This is a genomic window from Cupriavidus sp. GW822-FHT03E04 (assembly GCF_058801495.1).
In genome coordinates, this window is sequence record NZ_JBXANI010000017.1 from 87977 (window position 1) to 105337 (window position 17361).

The 17361-nt window shown below is 60.3% G+C and carries 14 protein-coding genes; 2 read left to right on the forward strand and 12 right to left on the reverse strand.

Annotation, left to right across the window (positions count from 1 at the left end; translation table 11 throughout):
- Positions 1-58 precede the first annotated feature (58 nt).
- From AC1RQC_RS24490 to AC1RQC_RS24525, 8 genes are all read right to left on the reverse strand, one after another.
- On the reverse strand, positions 59-685 hold the full coding sequence (locus AC1RQC_RS24490) for a trimeric intracellular cation channel family protein (RefSeq protein ID WP_492884885.1): 627 nt from the start codon (positions 683-685) through the stop codon (positions 59-61).
- Positions 682-1947, reverse strand: coding sequence for a M20 family metallopeptidase (locus AC1RQC_RS24495; RefSeq protein WP_492811923.1), 1266 nt, complete (start codon positions 1945-1947; stop codon positions 682-684). The genes AC1RQC_RS24490 and AC1RQC_RS24495 overlap by 4 nt, the downstream gene beginning before the upstream one ends.
- 75 nt (positions 1948-2022) lie before the next feature.
- Positions 2023-3540, reverse strand: a complete 1518-nt coding sequence (locus tag AC1RQC_RS24500) for an MFS transporter (RefSeq protein ID WP_492884887.1) — start codon at positions 3538-3540, stop codon at positions 2023-2025.
- Between the two features lie 118 nt (positions 3541-3658).
- A complete protein-coding gene (locus tag AC1RQC_RS24505) occupies positions 3659-5299 on the reverse strand; it encodes a GMC family oxidoreductase (protein ID WP_492884889.1) in 1641 nt (546 codons plus the stop codon).
- Positions 5292-5828 (reverse strand): sugar dehydrogenase complex small subunit, encoded by a 537-nt coding sequence (locus tag AC1RQC_RS24510; RefSeq protein WP_492371229.1) that lies wholly within the window; start codon positions 5826-5828, stop codon positions 5292-5294. Before AC1RQC_RS24510 ends, AC1RQC_RS24505 begins: the two co-directional genes overlap by 8 nt.
- Before the next feature lie 64 nt (positions 5829-5892).
- On the reverse strand, positions 5893-7071 hold the full coding sequence (locus AC1RQC_RS24515) for a porin (RefSeq protein ID WP_492371230.1): 1179 nt from the start codon (positions 7069-7071) through the stop codon (positions 5893-5895).
- Between the two features lie 79 nt (positions 7072-7150).
- Positions 7151-8509: a c-type cytochrome gene (locus AC1RQC_RS24520; RefSeq protein WP_492371231.1), complete on the reverse strand. Its 1359-nt coding sequence runs from the start codon at positions 8507-8509 to the stop codon at positions 7151-7153.
- Positions 8510-8975: 466 nt separating this feature from the next.
- Positions 8976-9671, reverse strand: a complete 696-nt coding sequence (locus tag AC1RQC_RS24525; protein ID WP_416052661.1) for a VIT1/CCC1 transporter family protein — start codon at positions 9669-9671, stop codon at positions 8976-8978.
- Between the two features lie 336 nt (positions 9672-10007).
- Here AC1RQC_RS24525 and AC1RQC_RS24530 point away from each other — a divergent pair, with 336 nt between their 5' ends.
- Positions 10008-11216, forward strand: a complete 1209-nt coding sequence (locus AC1RQC_RS24530) for a cytochrome C (RefSeq protein ID WP_492884958.1) — start codon at positions 10008-10010, stop codon at positions 11214-11216.
- Between the two features lie 109 nt (positions 11217-11325).
- A complete protein-coding gene (locus tag AC1RQC_RS24535) occupies positions 11326-11889 on the forward strand; it encodes a c-type cytochrome (RefSeq protein WP_492826775.1) in 564 nt (187 codons plus the stop codon).
- A gap of 165 nt (positions 11890-12054) precedes the next feature.
- Here the strand turns inward: AC1RQC_RS24535 and AC1RQC_RS24540 are convergent, their stop codons facing one another.
- The 4 genes from AC1RQC_RS24540 to hpnI (AC1RQC_RS24555) all read right to left on the reverse strand — a co-directional run bounded on the left by AC1RQC_RS24540 (position 12055) and on the right by hpnI (AC1RQC_RS24555) (position 16695).
- Entirely contained in the window at positions 12055-12918 is an 864-nt protein-coding gene (locus AC1RQC_RS24540; RefSeq protein ID WP_492371232.1) for a hypothetical protein, read from the reverse strand.
- 35 nt (positions 12919-12953) lie between these two features.
- Positions 12954-13940, reverse strand: coding sequence for a lysylphosphatidylglycerol synthase domain-containing protein (locus AC1RQC_RS24545; RefSeq protein ID WP_492884960.1), 987 nt, complete (start codon positions 13938-13940; stop codon positions 12954-12956).
- 117 nt (positions 13941-14057) lie between these two features.
- Complete coding sequence (hpnI, locus tag AC1RQC_RS24550; RefSeq protein WP_492884892.1) at positions 14058-15293, reverse strand: bacteriohopanetetrol glucosamine biosynthesis glycosyltransferase HpnI; 1236 nt, start codon at positions 15291-15293, stop codon at positions 14058-14060.
- A 118-nt stretch (positions 15294-15411) separates the two neighbouring features.
- Positions 15412-16695 (reverse strand): bacteriohopanetetrol glucosamine biosynthesis glycosyltransferase HpnI, encoded by a 1284-nt coding sequence (gene hpnI, locus AC1RQC_RS24555; protein ID WP_492884894.1) that lies wholly within the window; start codon positions 16693-16695, stop codon positions 15412-15414.
- Positions 16696-17361: the final 666 nt, after the last annotated feature.

Genomic DNA, 17361 nt, shown 5'->3' on the forward strand with positions numbered 1-17361 from the left:
ATGGTCTGTCAAGTGCGGCGCTTGCGTCTGCACGGTTGGCGTCGGACGCTCTCGCTGACTACGCGGCGTCCGTCTTATGAAAAACTGGAAGGCTCCAGGAATAGCGCAGGGCAAGTAGGCGGATTGCGAAGCAGATCGACGCCGCAAACCAAGGCGTAACTGCCACCCTCCACTCCATGAATTGTCCAAGAACTTGTATGGCTGCGCCGACCAGTGCGGCGAGTGCATAGATTTCTTTCTGCAGGATGATCGGCACGCGATTGAGCATCACATCTCTCGCTATGCCGCCGCCGACAGCGGTCACCATGCCGAGCACGATGGCCACCTCGATGTTGTGGCCAAGCAGCAGCGCCTTGTGTGCGCCAACGACCGCAAAGAAACCCAGTCCAAGCGAGTCAAAAAAAACGACAGGATGCTTGAGGTAGTCAACGATTGGACGCGCCCAGATTGCCATTGCCGAGGCAAACACCGAGGTCGCGAGATACCGCCAATCTGAAATGCCCACCGGCGGTAACGAGCCCAGGCAGAGATCCCGAACGATTCCTCCGCCACAGGCTGTCATGTAGCTGATCGCGACGACACCGAACAGATCGAGGCGCTTCTGTTCAGCGGCAAGAGCACCGCTGACTGCAAAGGCGAAGGTACCAAACAGGTCGACCACGACAAAGAGACTGTGTTCCATCATGGCGCTTGATGACCGCAAAGCCAGGCAGACGCCGCTGTCAACATGGCCTGCAGCCCCGTTTCCAGTGTTGGGTGGATGATCGGTGCAAACTTGGGCGAATGATTGCTAGGTATCTTATTGATTTGCTTTTCCTTCTTGGCCTGTGCATACACGCTGGGGTCGGTGCCGCCGACGAACCAGAAAACGTATGGCACATTCCACGTACGCCCGAAGATGCTGAAGTCCTCGCTTGCCGACGCCGGAGAAGTCTCGAAGGCCTTGTCGCCAAACTGTGCTTTGAAGGCTGCCGCGATCTTCTGGGTCGATGCATCGTCGTTTTCGGTTAGCGGGTAACTGCTGAGCGTGGTGAACTCGGGCGGCCGCTCGGCATTGGAGGCATCGCACTCGGCGCAGCAAATTCGCTTGACGGATGACAGCATGTACTCGCGCACATCTTCGTCGAAGGTGCGCATATTGAGCTTGATCGTGGCATCGTCGGGAATGATGTTCTCCTTGGTGCCGGCCTGCAGCGAGCCAATGGTCAACACTGCATTGTCCAGTGGCGAGATTTCACGCGAAACGATGGTTTGCAGGCGCAATGTGGTGGCGGCAGCCATGATCACCGGATCGATGGCGGTCTGCGGTTGTGAGCCATGTGACCCGCGACCGAATAGTTTGATCTTCAAGCTGTCACCGGCTGACAGGATGACACCTGGGCGGTAGCAGACCGTTCCACTCAGTCCTACCATCACGTGCTGCCCCAAGATAATGTCAGGCTTGGGGAAGCGCCCCTCCCCCCAATCCTGAACCATGCTCGCTGCACCCCGGCCCACTTCCTCGCCGGGCTGGAACACGAGCATGACAGTGCCTCTCCAGGCGTCGCGATGTTCTGCAAAAATGCGCGACACCCCCATCAGCCAGGTCACGTGCAGGTCGTGCCCGCAGGAGTGGGCCACGCCTACCTCCACACCATCTTCATCTTTTGCCTTGACGGTACTGGCATAGGGCAAGCCGGTATTCTCCGCCATGGGTAGTGCATCCATGTCGGCACGCAGCATCACGGTAGGGCCTTCGCCATTGCGCAACACGCCAACGACGCCTGTGACGCCCACCGCGCGCGTCACCTCGTAGCCCAGCGTTTCGATGTAATCGGCCGCGAGCTTGGCGGTGCGAACCTCTTGCATCGACAGTTCTGGGTGCTGGTGGATATCCTTGTAGATCGTTTCGAGTTCCGCCAGCAGCTCTGCGCCGCAGGTAGTCAGGGCTTGGATGAGCGGATTCATGGCAACCTCCAGATCGTGAATATGTGGGATGCCTCATGCCATCGCGCTAGCGGCTAGCAGGGGCATGTGATCACTTCATCGCAGCGCATGCTGGACAACGGCTATTGCGGCAATGACAACGCAGGTGAATGCCAGCAGCGCAAACAGATTGCTGGTGGAAACTAGCGTCGCCTGCTGGTCGATCAGTTGCGACAACCGTGCAAGCTCGGTCTGGTCGATCCCCTGTGGGAAGTCAAACGGCGTCACCTTGGCAATCAGTTGCGTGCGGGCCAGGACCTCGCCAAATTGCAGCCAGAGGCTTGCAAGTCCTGTTCCTCCTGCTGAGGCGATCTGTCGCACGATGTTCTTGAACTGGTAGCCATGGGCGAAATCGTCCACGTTAAAGTCCGCCCACGTCAGGCCTGCTACCAGCATCAGGATGAACGGGACCGTTAGGCTCTGCATGGCGAGCGCGGGCAGAAGCACCGCAATGGATGCGCCAGGCATCATGCGCTGAGAGAGCAGCCAGGCGGAACCCGCGAACAACAGATAGCCAATCGCAATATAGCGCCTTGTCCCGACCAGTAGCGTGCTGCCGAAAGTGAAGGCCATGGCTGCGGCAAAGCCGATCAGGCCAGTTGTTGTCAGTACCGTGCCGGTGGTCTGGAATGTGAAACCTAGCCAGCCCTGTAGCATTGTGGACACCACATAGGTCCACAGCCCGTTCAGGAAGTAATAAATCGCGTAAAAGGTCAGCCCGACCAGAAAGCGGCGACCTAGCAGCAGCTTGGGGTCAAGCCAGGGGTCGGGATGCCCGTGCAAGTGAGCGAAGGCAGCTGCGAAGAAGATCAGGCCGACAATCGGGGTCAGGGCAACCGAGGGCGAGCTGGTCAGTTCATAGAAGCGCAGGTCGCCCAGTCCGTGCAGCAGAACTAGCGCACCGGCGCCGAGCAGGACGACCGTCACCCAGTCCATGTCCTGGACATCGACCTCCCATGGCGCACGTGTGGCGGTAAGCCGCTTCGGATAGGTCGCCAGCACAAAGATCAGCGTCAGCAACGCGATCCCCCCCTGCAGAACAAAGACCATCTGCCAGTCCGCACTTTCTACGAGTTTTGCCGTAATCCATGGAGCCAGGGCGACCAGGCCCATGGAGCCAATACTGAAGCCGATAAAGAGCGGGCGCCGCTCCTCGCGCGCCGCAGCGATCTGAATGATGATGCGCGAAGCGGCAAACAGGCCCCCCGCCCCGAACCCCTGGACGGCACGCGCTAGGCTCAATTCCAGCGAATTTCGAGAGAGTGCGCACAACACCGCGCCGAAGCCGGCTATTGCCAGGCCCGCAAGTGTGAAACCACGATAACTAATGTCGCGGGCCAGGCGGCGCAGCATCAGGTTGGCGACTACCGCAGCCGCGGCATAGGAAGTCATGCTCCAGAGGAAATCTTCTGGCGAGGCATGTACCCCACCGCGAATGTGGGTGCCCGCGACCCCCATCATCGCCGATGCCCAAAAGTCGACGCCGGTCGCGCAGCCGAGCGCCAGCCCGATCAGATAGACACGCACAGAGGAGAGCTCCGGATGCATGCTCAGCAGCGGCTTGCTACGCGTCATGGCGGTAGGAGAATCAGCGTGAGTGATTTTTGAATCAATTCACAGAAGAAGCGCATGTTGGTGCCGAACTGGTACGCCATGACCAGGGTGCGGCTCACTGCCGTGTGCAACAGTCACTTCACCCAGAGGGCTTTGATTGATCTCCATTTGGTGTTGGCCGGCCTGCCTGTTCCGACAGAATGTGTTGGGCTGTCCGCAAGGCCACGGCGAGGCCGTTCTCCGTCGAGTTACAGGTACCTGCGGTCGGTAACACCCCGGTGCTCGCGAGGAACAGGTTTTCATGGTCGTACGTGCGCCCCCATTGGTCGCAAACGAACTTTGCGGGGTCGTTACCCATGCTCAGCGTGCCGCAGATGTGCTGGTTATTGGCGAAATCACCGTCCTTGCTTTGGCGCAGATTTGTGCCCCCCATCAGTTCTGCAACCCGCTTGAAATCATCTTTTGAACGTTCGGCTCCCCGGCGTGTGTAGTCGTCGATGGAATAGTGAGCCTGGGGTTTCGGGATACCCATGGCATCTTTCTGGTCGCTCAGGGTAATCCGATTTTCCGGGTGCGGAAGCACTTCCAGGACGTTCTTCAGGCTCATCTCCCGTGCCGCGCTGTAGCGCAAACGCTGTTCGAATTCCACGCCATAGACTCCCGCGCTGATCAATGCTCTCGTGGTGCCATCGATGCGGGAGATATTCGTGAAGTCCAGCCGGTATGGGGCGTGCTCGGAACGGAAGGCGCCATCGCGCAGGGTGTTGATGGAGGTGGGGCTCTGTGGTCCCCGTCCCAGCCACAGGTCTTCATCGGCGTCGAATGTGAGCGAGGTGCTCGGGTGATCCATCAGGTTCCTGCCGACCATGTCGCTGCTGTTCGCCAGGCCCTTGGGGAACTTGTCGCTCGCCGAGAGCAAGAGCAGCCTTGGGCTTTCGATCCCGTTGGCCGCGACGACAAAGATCTTGCCGGTGACACGATGAGATCGCTTGTCCGGATCATAGTACAGGGCTGCGGTGATTCGCCCTTTGTCGTCGTGCTCCAGCTTGTAGACGTTTGCACTTGTCAGGATGGTGACGCCAGCAGCCTCCGCCGAGGCTGCGGCGACGCCGCCATTGTATTGCGCGTCGATCGGGCAGATCGGCTGGCAACTGTTATTGCCGCAACACGGCGGTCTGCCGTCGTAGGTTCGGCTGTTGCGCGCTGTGGTGTTGCTGACCACTTCATAGGCGGGGGCGAGCCGCTCCCGAATCCGGCGCATGGCCCATGCTTCCGCTACTGGCTCCATCGGAAACGGTTTGGTGCGTGGCGAGCCGGTATTGGGCGCTCCCGACACGCCCATGATTTCTTCCGCTTCCTGGTAGAACGGCTCGAGCTCTCCATAGGTGATAGGCCAGTCGACTCCGACGCCATACAAACTCTGTATCCGGAAGTCGTTCGGTACGTTGCGCCAGGCTTGTGCCGCCCAGTGCCAGGTGCTGCCACCGTAGATCCGCATGTATTCAGCGGGATATGGGTAGGGTCCGGCTTGAATCAGATGCCCATTGTCCTTAGGCTGGTAGATCGGGTGTGGTGCCCATGGGGCGGGCGGATAGGGCGACAGCCAGTCGCTCCTGCGCGTGGAGTTCCGGAATCGTGCAACGATTTCGGCGCGAGTGATACGCGGCCCCGCCTCCAGGATCAGTACGGAGGCGCCACTCGTGACCAGTTTTCGCGCGGTCAGCGAACCGATGATTCCCGATCCAATGACGACAAAATCAGCAGATGACTGGTCAGCCATTCTTCGCTCCTGCGTTCGGCTTCGCTGCCCAGCTGCCATAGACGCCAAAACAGTAGGTCGGGGGTTTCAAGACATCCGAGACGATGACGGCATTGAGTGCGTTTTCATAGGCGATAGTCCGCACGTTGTCGCCACTGCCAACCATGCCCATGAACCACGCCGTCGCAATCTTGCGCGGTAAGGTGGCCAGCGGCGACTGCTCACTGTCGAGCACCTGCTGTAATTGAAGTGGGTCGATCTTGCGCTCGTCGATGAGGGCCAGCAACTGGCGGGCCTCCGCGGGGAATTTGGCATCGTCGTCGGTCAGCGCCTGATACAGGCGCTTTGCCAGTGCGCCGTCAAGTGTCTGTCGCCCCGCTATGATGGCGGAGAGCGCGAGAAACGCACCCTGATCGCCATTGGCTACGGGCTGGGCCAGCGCCCAGGGAATCAGCGAGGCTGTATAGGTGGAGAGCAAGCCGGCCAGCAACGCCCGGCGGGCGCGATTTGGCTCAGCGTCCTTCGTCGTTATTTGTTCGCGAGATTCCATAGCGATACCCGTCCAGGAAAGAAATGCCGTCGCCTCCTGCGGAAGCGGTTGACGCCCGGTTTGCTCAAAAATTATGCACGATGCCAAACATGCCAACAAACTGATTGCTGCCAGAAGCCGGCGTACTATTTTGCGAATCGCCCACGGTCGCCGTTGCATTGACGATTTGCGCACCGCCGGCAGCACCGAGCGTCTGCCCGCTTGCGTGCTGGTAGGCCTGCAGCGCGTATAGCGCAGTGCGCTTCGAGAAGTGATAGGACTCCTTGAGCGACACTTGGTGATAGCGGGCGCTATCGGAAATGCCGTTTGAGGTACTGGCGCGCGTGTAGCTATAGCCGACGGCGGCGTCGAACTGCGGGGCGATATCGAAGTGGGCGATGGCGCCGTAAGTGTTGAATACAGCGGTGTCGGTAAATAGCGAACTATTGCCTGGCTTGAACCGCACGTTGGTGTAATTAAGTCCAAGGAGCGCCAGCCCCAGCTTGTACGTAGCCGCCGCGCCAACGTGCTGGACATCATGCGCGGACACAAAGCCGGTAGTGACCGATGAGGAACCATAGCTGCCACTCGCATTGGGATCGAGCGCCCGCACGTTTCCGGTGTTGTACAAACGCAGATAGGCTGCACCGATGGTAAACGGCCCATTTGCGTATTTGATGCCCGAGCTAAAGGAACTGCCGCGCTGCAAGGTTCCAGGTATCTCCCCAAAGGCGTATTGCACGGCCGCGCTAAAGCCGGAAAGTAGCGGGGTGACGTACTGGACAGAATTGTTGAGGCGGACCGTGGTATCCAGGGCGTCGAGATCGCCAGGGTGTGCGCCCGTCGCGCCGGTCAGATACCCAACGGGCCCGATCCCGCCGAGTATTTGGTAATAGGCTGAGTACTGGCGACCTAATGTCAGCGTCCCGGCACGTGTGTCCTGCAGGCCGACAAAGGCCTGCCGGTTAAATATCAGGCCGGAACTGGATTCCTTGCCCGAGTCGATATCAAAACCCTCCTGCAGATCGAAGATGGCTGAGGTTGTCCCGCCGAGGGGTTCGCTACCGCGCAGGCCGAAACGCGAAGCCGAGACATTGCCGCTTCGGGTATAGAAATTGGAGTGGCCTTGCTGATTGTTCGCATAGACAAGCGCATCGTCCACGATGCCGTACAGCGTGACGCTGCTTTGCGCGCTGGCCGACGCGCCAGCAAGCCAGAGCAACGGGATAGCTGTAGCCTTGAGAAAATGGGATGGCTTCATCATCTCTCCAGGTGGCTCCGCAAATATGCCAGTTTCAGGTTGACGGTTCGCCCCACAGCCGTCATGCCGGCCCTGCATCCGCTTAGGTTGACCTTCTGCGCTTGCGTCGGACGACGAAAAATACCAGGCCAATGACCACAAGCAGACCTACCGCCATGCCGGCACGGGCGAGGGCGACAAGATTCGACGGCGCTCCGCCCTGCCGCAGCGATTTGACTTCATCGGCCGTGACGATCACCTTGGGATTACCGTAGCGTTGCGTCAGGTAGGACGCCAGCGTCGCGATCTGCTGGTCGGTGAGTGAATGGGCGAATCCGGGCATCCGCAGTTCAGGCGGATCGACCTGGCGCTGAACGCCGTCCAGTATCACCATGACCAGGTTGTTGGCCTTGGACCTGCCAAGCGCCGCATTGTGAAACAATGAGGGCAACCCTCCGTCAAAACTTCCCTCCGCGTGTGCCTGGTGGCAAGTCGCGCAATGGGCATCATAGAGTTGGGGGCCGCTCATCCGGTTCAGGTCAGTGGGCAAGGCAACCCCGCGAATACTGATCAGATCGTCCGCCTTGGCACCCCATGCAGAGGCTGCACGGGTATCCGCGACATCGTGAATCGGGGGCACGCTCTTCAGATAGATCGCAATAGCATGCAGGTCGGCGTCGTTCAGATGTCTCAGGCTGTGATCAATGGCTTCGGCCATTGGCCCGGCGGCCTGTGATTTATTCACGGCATCACCGTTGCGCAGATAGGCGGCAATCTCCTGCTCGTTCCAACTCCCGATGCCGCTGATCGCATCCGAAGTGATATTCGGTGCATACCATGTCCCCACATCCCCGCCACCGAACTCACGAGCGCTATCTTCGGCCATCATGACATTACGTGGGGTATGGCAGGCGCTGCAGTGCGCCAGCCCGCGGCTCAGGTAGGCGCCGCGGTTCCACTCAGCGCTCTTGCCCGGGTCGGTGCGGAATGGCTTGTCGTCGAGGAATAGCAGATTCCAGGCCGCCATCGACATACGGATATTGAAGGGGAAGGGCAGGGCAGTGGCGTTGGGCGCGGCATCTACAGGCGCTACGCCATGCATGAAATAGGCATAGAGCGCTGCCGCATCTTCATCGGTCACCAGCGCATAGGACGTGTATGGCATGGCCGGATACAGACGTTGCCCGTCTGCACGCACGCCTTTGCGCAACGCGTCGGTAAACTGTGCAAGCGTATAGTTGCCGATGCCGTGGGTTTTCGATGGAGTGATATTCGTCGAAACTATGGCACCCAGGGGCGTTGGAAGCGACAGCCCACCTGCATAGGGCTTCCCGGTAGGGGCACTGTGGCAGGCCACACAGTCGCCTGCCGTTGCCAGGTATTGGCCTCGTTTGACCTGATCGGCATCCACGGTGTCCTGTGCCTCGCTTTGCGATGCATAGAAACCTGAGAGCGAAGCCATCACGTAACTCAGGGCAAGGATAAAGCGAGGCATCCATCGGGTTGAGTGCACGCTGATCGATCTCGCTTCCAAGCGAAGAGTGTAAGCTCCTCAATTCGATTGAGCCTAGTGTAAAGAACGAAACTGTGCAATGTACATTCCTCATTGCGGCGCCCGGTGTGCGAACAGTAGTAAGCACCAAGTGATGCGGACGCACGGCGGACAGGCAGCGGACGCGCGGTTGAGCACTCCCGCACGGACCGGCCTTCGGTTGCCTGGGAACTGAAGTGGCGAGCCCGGAGGCGATCGACGGTAAACGTCTCGAGTCGGTACATGCAGTGATCGACGCGCGAGGCCCGGTGGTAGCCGCTTTGAGTACGCGTTCGTCGACCCACATCGTCACGACGCTGCGCAGTCGGCTTGCGCGAGCTTGAGCGGGAGCCTTTCAGGCGGCGCCTCGAGCTGCGCGCCAGCGGGCTATGGCGTCTCAGCCTATGTTGCCAAACAACAGGCCGATGCCTGATGACACAGCCATGGCCAAGGCACTCCAGGAGACCACGCGGATAACACCCGGGCCGACTTTGGCACCGCCGGTTTTTGCGGCCAGGCCGCCCAGGGCAGCCAGCGATATCAACGCCGAGATGACTATGCACGGGATCACTGCTGATTCAGGGGCAAGCGCTGCGACGGTAGCCGGCAGGGCAGCGCCGACCGAGAAACTGCAGGCGGAAGCCAGCGCGGCTTGCAAAGGCCGGGCAGAGGTCGCAATCGAAAGCCCCAGTTCATCGCGTGCATGCGTGCCAAGCGCGTCGTGCGCCATCAGCTTTTCGGCAACCTGCTTGGCAAGCGAAAGATCCAGGCCACGATGCATATAGATTGCGGTCAGTTCTTGCTGCTCGCGTGGAAAATCGGCGTCGAGTTCAGCCTGCTCCTCGGATAAGGCCGCCGCTTCGGTATCCGCCTGAGATGAAACTGATACGTATTCCCCTGTTGCCATCGACATGGCCCCTGCGACCAGACCTGCTACGGCCGTGAGCACGATATTCTCGTGAGCGGTGTGTGCCGATGCCACGCCGATAACGAGACTTGCGGTCGATACGATGCCGTCATTGGCGCCGAGCACCGCGGCACGCAGCCACCCAATGGCCTCAACACGATGCTGTTCCTTATGTCGCCTGGGCATATTTCCTCATCAAGGGGGTTGGCAGAATCGCCTGGACGGCGGCAAAGGGGAACGCCGAAGTAGCGGCTGGCCGCCCGCATCCGCTCAACTTGACGCAGCGCAAGCTTTTGCGTCGAAGTTCCTGTTCAAAGGTTACTTGATTTTCTAGGCTGGGAAAAAGTGCCAGCCTAAGAGCGGAATCCGAGGGGAAGGCGGGGGGACATGATGAGAGCTCACACAAGGTACGCGGTAGAGGCGCTATTGACGCTTGCCTGCGTGGTCGCTCTGCTGCCGAGGCAGGCGGAGGCGGTTCCCGCCTTTGCCCGCCAGACGGGCATGGCCTGCATGGCCTGCCATGTGAATTTTCCCGAACTGACCCCGTTCGGCCGCTTCTTCAAGTTGACTGGCTACACCTTGACGAACAACACCACCATTCCGGTCTCGGCAATGGTGCAGGTATCAAAAACACATACCAGGACCCTTGACCGGGCCAATTACGACTTCCTGCGCGATGGCGACACTACGCTGCAGCAGGCGAGCCTCTTTTATGCCGGCCGCATCGTTGACCATGTGGGCGCCTTTGCGCAATGGACCTACGATGGCATCGCCCATCATGCCGCGCTCGACAACACAGACATCCGCGCCGCGTGGCACTTGACAGATAACGATGTCGACTTCATCTACGGCATGACCGTCAACAATAACCCGACGGTCTCCGACGTGTGGAACAGCACGCCAGCCTTCGGTTATCCCTACGCGTCGAGCAGTGTTTCGCTAACGCCAATGGCGAGCACGCTCATCGATGGCGGGTTGGCGCAACAAGTGGCGGGCGCGTCCGCGTACCTCTTCTGGCAGCGCAGCCTCTATATCGAGTTTGGCCTCTATCGGACAGCTGACCAGGCATTCTCGGTGTTCCGGACCGGACAAGATAGCAACACACCCGGGGGCGTGGCACGCTTGAGTGGCGCGAACCCATATTGGCGCGTGGCGTACAACCGGGAGTGGGGCCCGCACTCCATCATGGCGGGCACCTTTGGCCTGATAGCCAGCCGGTATCCGGACAACACCTTGCCCGGCACGCCCACGGACCGCTTCAGCGACTATGCGTTGGACGCGCAGTACCAGTACCTCACGCTACCCCATGCCTTTACTGCCCAGGCAGCCTGGATCTACGAGAAACAGGACTGGCGCGCGAGCTTTCCCAACGGCGGCATAGGCGCTGGCCCCACACCGGCGAACCCGACCGACCACCTTACGACCTTCAAGGCCAAGGCGTCCTATATCTACCAGCGCAAGTATGGTGGCACGCTGGCCTATTTCTCGACCACCGGAAACGCGGATACGGGCTTGTACACTCCGGCGCCGGTCATAGGCAGCGCCAATGGATATCCCGACTCGCGCGGGCTGATCTTCGAGCTCAACTATCTGCCTCACCCGCAAGTCAAGTTTGCGGTGCAGTACACGTGGTTCCTTAAATTCAATGGCGCACGCTCCAACTACGACGGTAACGGCAGGAATGCCGGCGATAACAACACGCTATATCTGCTCGGCTGGTTTCTGTTCTGAACGAGCCACCGGCAACATCTGCCGCTGGAGATTTTCCGGGCCTGGTACGACTATGAAAATGACGCTGACCATCCGTGTACCGTTGTTCGCGCTGCTTACCTTTGCAGGCATGAGCATGGCGATCATGCGGGCTTATGGCGAGGATGGCGCCAAGCTCGCCGCCCAGCTATGCGCAACTTGCCATGGCATTCACGGGCGAAGCGAATCGCCAATGTTCCCCCGGCTTGACGCTCAGACACCTGAATACCTGGAGACGCAGCTCAAAGGTTTCCGGGAGCATGCGCGTGGCGAATCGGAGGCGCGTTCATTCATGTGGGGTATCGCGTCACAACTTGACGACGCAACCATCCGATCGCTGGCCGAATACTATGCAGGTCAAACGGCGGCACCCGGTGCGGCCGGAGACACGGCACTGATGTCCAAGGGGCAGACCATTTTCGAGCATGGCGCTCCCGATGACGGGGTGCCAGCCTGCGCGTCCTGTCATGGCGCGCAGGGGCAGGGGGCTGCGCAATTCCCGCGACTTGCCGGGCAGCATAAATCCTATCTGCTACGTCAGATCGAGGCTTTCAGGGACAAGTCGCGCGGCAATGCACCGGTCATGAGTGCGGTGGCACACAATCTGAACAACGATCAAGCCAACGCCGTTGCAACCTATCTGCAATCCAAGTGATTCAGATTCGGATTCAGGTTCAGTCGTATCTTGTTTGTGATTGTTGGGTGGGCAAAGGAATCGGACCCGACGGTCATAGGTCGATGACCGATTTGCGCGTGAAGGCGCCAGACTCAAGAACCTCCTGGCGCCTATCCTGGCGCGGTTCTCTCCCAGGCTGGCGGCTCAGGAGAACGGTATTTCGAAGATCCATTTCAGTGTCCAGCGGTCAGCTGCCTGGGATAGCCCGCGGCCTATGCCGAAATTGAAGACCAGGGGGCCGCGACTCACATCGAAAGCAAGATAGATGATCTGCGCCTGCCAAGGCCCCGTGGCTGGATGATTGACGCGGCCCAGATCCGTGTAGTATTCGGCGCCCGCGCGCAACCCTGGCAATACTGTTCGGGCCACCTTGAAGCTAGGGGTTGCGCTGGGGACAGCGCTTTTGTCCGGGCCAGCAAGATCCCATCCCAACACGGGGTTAAAGGCAAAGAGCCAATTACTGTCCTGATAACCAATGATTGGACGCAGCTCCAGGGTCTTGGTTGCGCTCTCGAATTTCTGTCCGACGCGCGCGAGTTCAACGTTGGCGCCAGCGAAGTATCCAGCGCCATCGACAGTGCGGATTGGCATCCACTTCACGCGAAGCTTTGGACCGGTCACGTAATAGCTGTTGTCTCGCGACAGCATGGTGGGGATGTAAAGCCCAAGTTCCCAGGCAGGCGCGAGGCCATAGGAGAACTCGGCGGTCGCGCGCCAGCCGTGCGGCGTGGTGACTTCCCCGGGATAAGATGGCCGCGAATGGCCGCTTGGCGTGGTGTTCAGATGCAGTTCGAGTCCGAACTCTCCCGGCGCGTTGATATCGCCGGTGTACACCTGGATTTCATCCGGTAGCACCGCCGAGGCCGGTGCGCTGAGCAAACCGAGCAACGCGGAACACAAGCAAAGGGCGGCGCACGAGTGGGACTTGGCGCGCGTTCCGGGCAGCCCAGTTAGTGGCTCGCGGTCACCCTGCCGGGATTTCAGGCGCGCGCGGCGCGTCTTTTTCATGAGTTGGTGCATATTCCGCATCGCTGCAGATCGAGTCAGGAGCGAAGCCGGCCGATGCGGCTGCGCGATTCCGAGATTTGCCAGGCAAGCAGCCCGGGCAGGTAAATCATCAAGTCCCGGATGCGACGGGCACCGGCCAGCGCAATGCAGGTCGTGGGCTCAAGACCCAGCGCGGTCCCGATCAGGACAAAGCCACCCTCCTGGACTCCCAGTGCCGCAGGCACGAAAAAAGCCGCGCTGCTGAGTGCCTGAACCAGGGCTTCGAGCACCAGGGCATCCATCATGTTCACCGGTTCCCCAAGGAAATACAGTGCTAGCCATAGCTCCAGCGCAGTCGCCATGTACTGCAGCGGCTGCCAGAAGAACAGGTAGCGAATGATGACGGCCCGGCGGCGCCAGACAAGCTTGATCGATTGATCGATCCTGGCCGACTGGCCAGTCAGCGCGGCAAATTTGCCGCTGGTCAACCGGCTGAGAGCACGACTGGCCCGTTCGAATGGGCTAGCGTGCTGCACCAATGCGAACAACGCCAGCAGCGGCAAGAGCGCGACTACACCCCAGACGAGACTGCCGGCGAGCTGGAGTGCCTTCGAGTCCGAGTGTGCCGAGAGCAGGAAGCCGATTCCCACCATCGTAAAAATCAGCTGGCTGATCAAGGTCAGTTGCATATCGACGATCAGGCTGGCCGATGCCGTCGACGCGCGCAGTCCCCAGTGCCGCATCAGCCGGAACGAGACGATCTCGCCCCCTACGCGGGCGACAGGCAGCAAGCCGTTCACCGACTCCCGGATCCAGACCAGGCGCAGCATCGAGCCAATCCCGGGCCGTTTCGTTTCTGGAATCAGTGTCTGCCAGTCGCACGCGTTGAACAGCATGGGAAGCCAATGCGCAAGCCCGGCGATAACAAGTCCGCCCCCCGCGGCGCGCATCAAGGAGAACACCTGGCCGGGGTCTTCGTGCCAGACGAGCCAGAGCGCAGCCACCAGGCCGACAAAGGCCGCTATGGAACCGAGATACTTCATGATGCGATTGCCGCTCCTAGGATGAATAGCGTCAATGACGACAGGAGGATCGAAATCGGATGCCGCCGCCTGGCGGGACACAGCTGTTCGTTCCGGACAGGGCACCGGCATCGCGAATCAGTCCTTCTTGATCGGGTGTAGCAGGCCATTGCCACTGACCTCGAAACTGAGTCCACGCCACACCACGCGTCTGGAGAAAAAGCTGGCAGCAAAGATGCCGAATGATAAAAGGTCCCAGATCGGTAGCAGCCAGGCGTCGCGGTATGGCTGGCACATGGCATGGTCGATTTGCCACTTGAGCAGCAGCCTTGCCAATACCGCTGTCAGTACCAGCGCCAATGACCAGGCCGCGCCGCCGGATGCGAGAGTGGCGAGCGCGGAAAAGATCAGAGGATAGGTCAGCACGGAGCCCAGATGTCCAACCGGGTCGATGGTCCGAATCGTTCGGCTCCAGCGCAGCTCGTGTGCCAGCAGTTCGGTTGCGTCGGCTTCGACACAAGCATGCGTGACGAAAAATGGCGGGATCGCGACTTTCTCACCTGCCTCCCGCACGGCCTTGCCGATGGCGTGATCTTCGGCCAGGTGATGCGCGAATTGCAAGAAGCCACCGATCCTCTCCACGGTCGCCCGGCGCGTTGCGATGGTTTGGCCAAAGCAGGGGCGCGCGAGCCCGAGCGCGAGGCCGGTCACCACACCGGGAACAAACTGATAGTTGGTGGCCATCGCCGATAGCCGAGGCCAGATGCCAGGGGCAGGCCGCCCCCGGTAGAGACAGGTCACGAGCCCAACGTCCGGTTTTTGCAGTTCGCCGACGACATGGCGAAGGTAGCCAGGGTCGACGCCAACATCGCTATCTGCGAACACCAGCACGTCGTGCTGCACCTGCGGCAGCATATTGAGGATATTGCTCATCTTGCGGTTGGGGCCGGACAAGCGGGAATCGCTTACCACCGTGATGTGGGCTTCTGGGTGCAGAAGCCGAAGCTGCTTCAGAATTTCCAGCGCGGGATCGCCTGGGTCCTGCACGCCGAACAGGAACTGCACGGGGCCCGCGTAGTCCTGCCTGCAGAAGCTCGCCAGGTTATCGAGCAGCATCCGCTCTTGGCCACGCAGCGGCTTGATGATGGTAACCGGCGGGAAGCTATCGGGCTCTGCGGGTGCGCGAGCGAGGAACCGCCGGATGAGGACACCCGCCGACGCCATATAGACAATGCCAAAGACCGCGGCGGCAGCGCAGAACAGCGAGAGTCCCGCATGGCTGGCGTGGGCGGTGTGCGCCATGTCTGCGGACGATGCCAGCACAACGGGCAGCAACAAGGCGAACGGCGTGGCAAGCAGTGCAGCACGTTTCATGTTTGACCTTTGTGGCGACGTATGTACCGAAGCCCGTGACGGCCCTGTTGCCCTAAGCGCCGCCGTCAAAGCCATCGAAGGAAGGCATCTGGAGGAAGAGGGTTTTCATGGCGTTTATCTAGGAAATCATGCCGTTAGCAGGCAGTGGCGACGAGCCGTCGTGATCGGAAATCTGTGTCCCCTCGGTCTGCATGGATCGGGGGAGCCCGGCGAAGCCAGCTGCAATGCCAGGCTGGGCATGCGTGCTGGTGACCGGCGGCGGCTCCGCGCCGGGCGGTGCCACCGGCGATGCAGTCGGACGGGCATCGGCCGACGAGGCGTGGTCGTGTACCGACAGCACCTGGTCGCGCCAGCGCACGTGCTGGCCAAACATGGCGGTAGCCCATCCGGCCAGCAGCAGCGTATCGCGCAGCGGTGCCCGCATGGCCGCGCCGGCACCACCGGCCAGCATGCAGCGCGCCATTATGCCGGCCAGCGACACGCCAAGCACGATGGGCGTGGGTGCCAGCCAGCAGGCGAGTGCCAGCATGGGCCACGTAAAGGTGATGAAGGTGAAGGCAAAGCCTGCCGGATTGAGCGAGCGGATGGTGCGCAGCCAGCGAACCTCGTGCGCCCACAGCGCAGCCAGCCGCGTTTCAGTGACATCCGTAAGGACGATGACGTCCGACAGTACCGTGCGCAAGCCTTGGTGGCGGGTCAGTTCGCCCAGCCAGAAGTCGTCTGCAAGCCGGTTGGAGAGTGCGGAGAAACCGCCGATGGCATCGAGCACGTCGCGCCGCAGCGCGATGGTGGCGCCAAATGAGAAGCGGCTCGAGCCAAAGCCATGGGCTACACGTACCGATGGCGCAAACCAGTCGTCGATGAATTGTGCGCCGAGCAAGGACCACAATCCGCTCGCCGGTCGGCCCCGGTACAAGCAAGTCACCACGCCAACCGTGGCATCGGACAGCGGCGCTGTGACGCGGGCCAGGTAATCCGGTTGCACCGCGATGTCACTGTCGGCCGCGACCAGCCATGTATAGCGTGCCTGCGGCAGCAGGTTGATCAGGTTGCTGACCTTGAGATTGCTACCGTGCACGCGAGGATCGATCACCAGGACGATATCGCAATCCGGGAATTCCGCTTGCAGGCGTTCCACCACGGCGATGGCCGCGTCGTCTGCCGCGCGCACACCGAACACCAACTGGAACGCCGGATGCTGTTGCCGGCACAGGCCGGCGAGGTTGTCATAGAGCCGGGGGTCGGCGCCGCACAACGGCTTCAGTACGCTCACCGGGCGCAGGCCGGTGCTTTCCGGATCGTGGCTGGCAGCCGGTGGCCGCCATGCTGCCCAGGCCGCAGTAGCGGCATACCCGGTCACCAGGCACGCCAGCACGGTGTAGGCAAGCACGCCCCAATTCATCTGGAGAAGCCCTTGGCAGCGACGCTGGCCTGGCCCTGCGTTTCGGGTGCATTGCCAGTGGCCCGCTTACGAAGACACGGGCGGGCGACGTCGCGCAGGCAGATGACGGGAGCTGCAGGCTCCTCGTACCGGAAGCCACTGAACTGGGAAGACATCATTTGCATGGGCTACTCCCGATTCATTCACCGTGGTCCGCGCACGTCGATTCCGATGAGGCTCAATCATACGGTACTGGAAAGAAAGGCACTCTGCCTGATCAGGAAAATTATGGAGGGCATTGAAATGAAAACGTAAGGTTCTCGCCCCAATTATCTGCAGTTATTGACAAATTGCTGCGAGAAATATTGCATGTATTGATAATGATTGTTGTTTGAATTTTAAGGGTGGATGGAAGAAAGGGGCCGTGAGGGTGCACGGAATCAGATCGGTATGCGTCCGGAAAAAGAGCGATGGGGGCTGTCAAGGAGTGGTGTCCCATGCTTTGGTGGGGTAAGGCGATCTATTAAATTGACAGCTTAAATGTGCTATTGAACGTGCCGTCATATTTGATTGGAATCGTTGATTAAGTAATTCGAAAACAGGGTATATGTCAGGTCGATTTCTTGCCTGGAATCGATGCGGGAAGTCACTGGTGTAGCCGGTCCCGGCAGTACCGGCCGGGATAAA

Bases quoted from the DNA above. Each gene is read 5' to 3' on its own strand.
- AC1RQC_RS24490 (WP_492884885.1), bottom strand. From the start codon at position 685: ATGATGGAACACAGTCTCTTTGTCGTGGTCGACCTGTTTGGTACCTTC.
- AC1RQC_RS24495 (WP_492811923.1), bottom strand. From the start codon at position 1,947: ATGAATCCGCTCATCCAAGCCCTGACTACCTGCGGCGCAGAGCTGCTG.
- AC1RQC_RS24500 (WP_492884887.1), bottom strand. From the start codon at position 3,540: ATGACGCGTAGCAAGCCGCTGCTGAGCATGCATCCGGAGCTCTCCTCT.
- AC1RQC_RS24505 (WP_492884889.1), bottom strand. From the start codon at position 5,299: ATGGCTGACCAGTCATCTGCTGATTTTGTCGTCATTGGATCGGGAATC.
- AC1RQC_RS24510 (WP_492371229.1), bottom strand. From the start codon at position 5,828: ATGGAATCTCGCGAACAAATAACGACGAAGGACGCTGAGCCAAATCGC.
- AC1RQC_RS24515 (WP_492371230.1), bottom strand. From the start codon at position 7,071: ATGATGAAGCCATCCCATTTTCTCAAGGCTACAGCTATCCCGTTGCTC.
- AC1RQC_RS24520 (WP_492371231.1), bottom strand. From the start codon at position 8,509: ATGGCTTCGCTCTCAGGTTTCTATGCATCGCAAAGCGAGGCACAGGAC.
- AC1RQC_RS24525 (WP_416052661.1), bottom strand. From the start codon at position 9,671: ATGCCCAGGCGACATAAGGAACAGCATCGTGTTGAGGCCATTGGGTGG.
- AC1RQC_RS24535 (WP_492826775.1), top strand. From the start codon at position 11,326: ATGAGCATGGCGATCATGCGGGCTTATGGCGAGGATGGCGCCAAGCTC.
- AC1RQC_RS24540 (WP_492371232.1), bottom strand. From the start codon at position 12,918: ATGAAAAAGACGCGCCGCGCGCGCCTGAAATCCCGGCAGGGTGACCGC.
- AC1RQC_RS24545 (WP_492884960.1), bottom strand. From the start codon at position 13,940: ATGAAGTATCTCGGTTCCATAGCGGCCTTTGTCGGCCTGGTGGCTGCG.
- hpnI (WP_492884892.1), bottom strand. From the start codon at position 15,293: ATGAAACGTGCTGCACTGCTTGCCACGCCGTTCGCCTTGTTGCTGCCC.
- hpnI (WP_492884894.1), bottom strand. From the start codon at position 16,695: ATGAATTGGGGCGTGCTTGCCTACACCGTGCTGGCGTGCCTGGTGACC.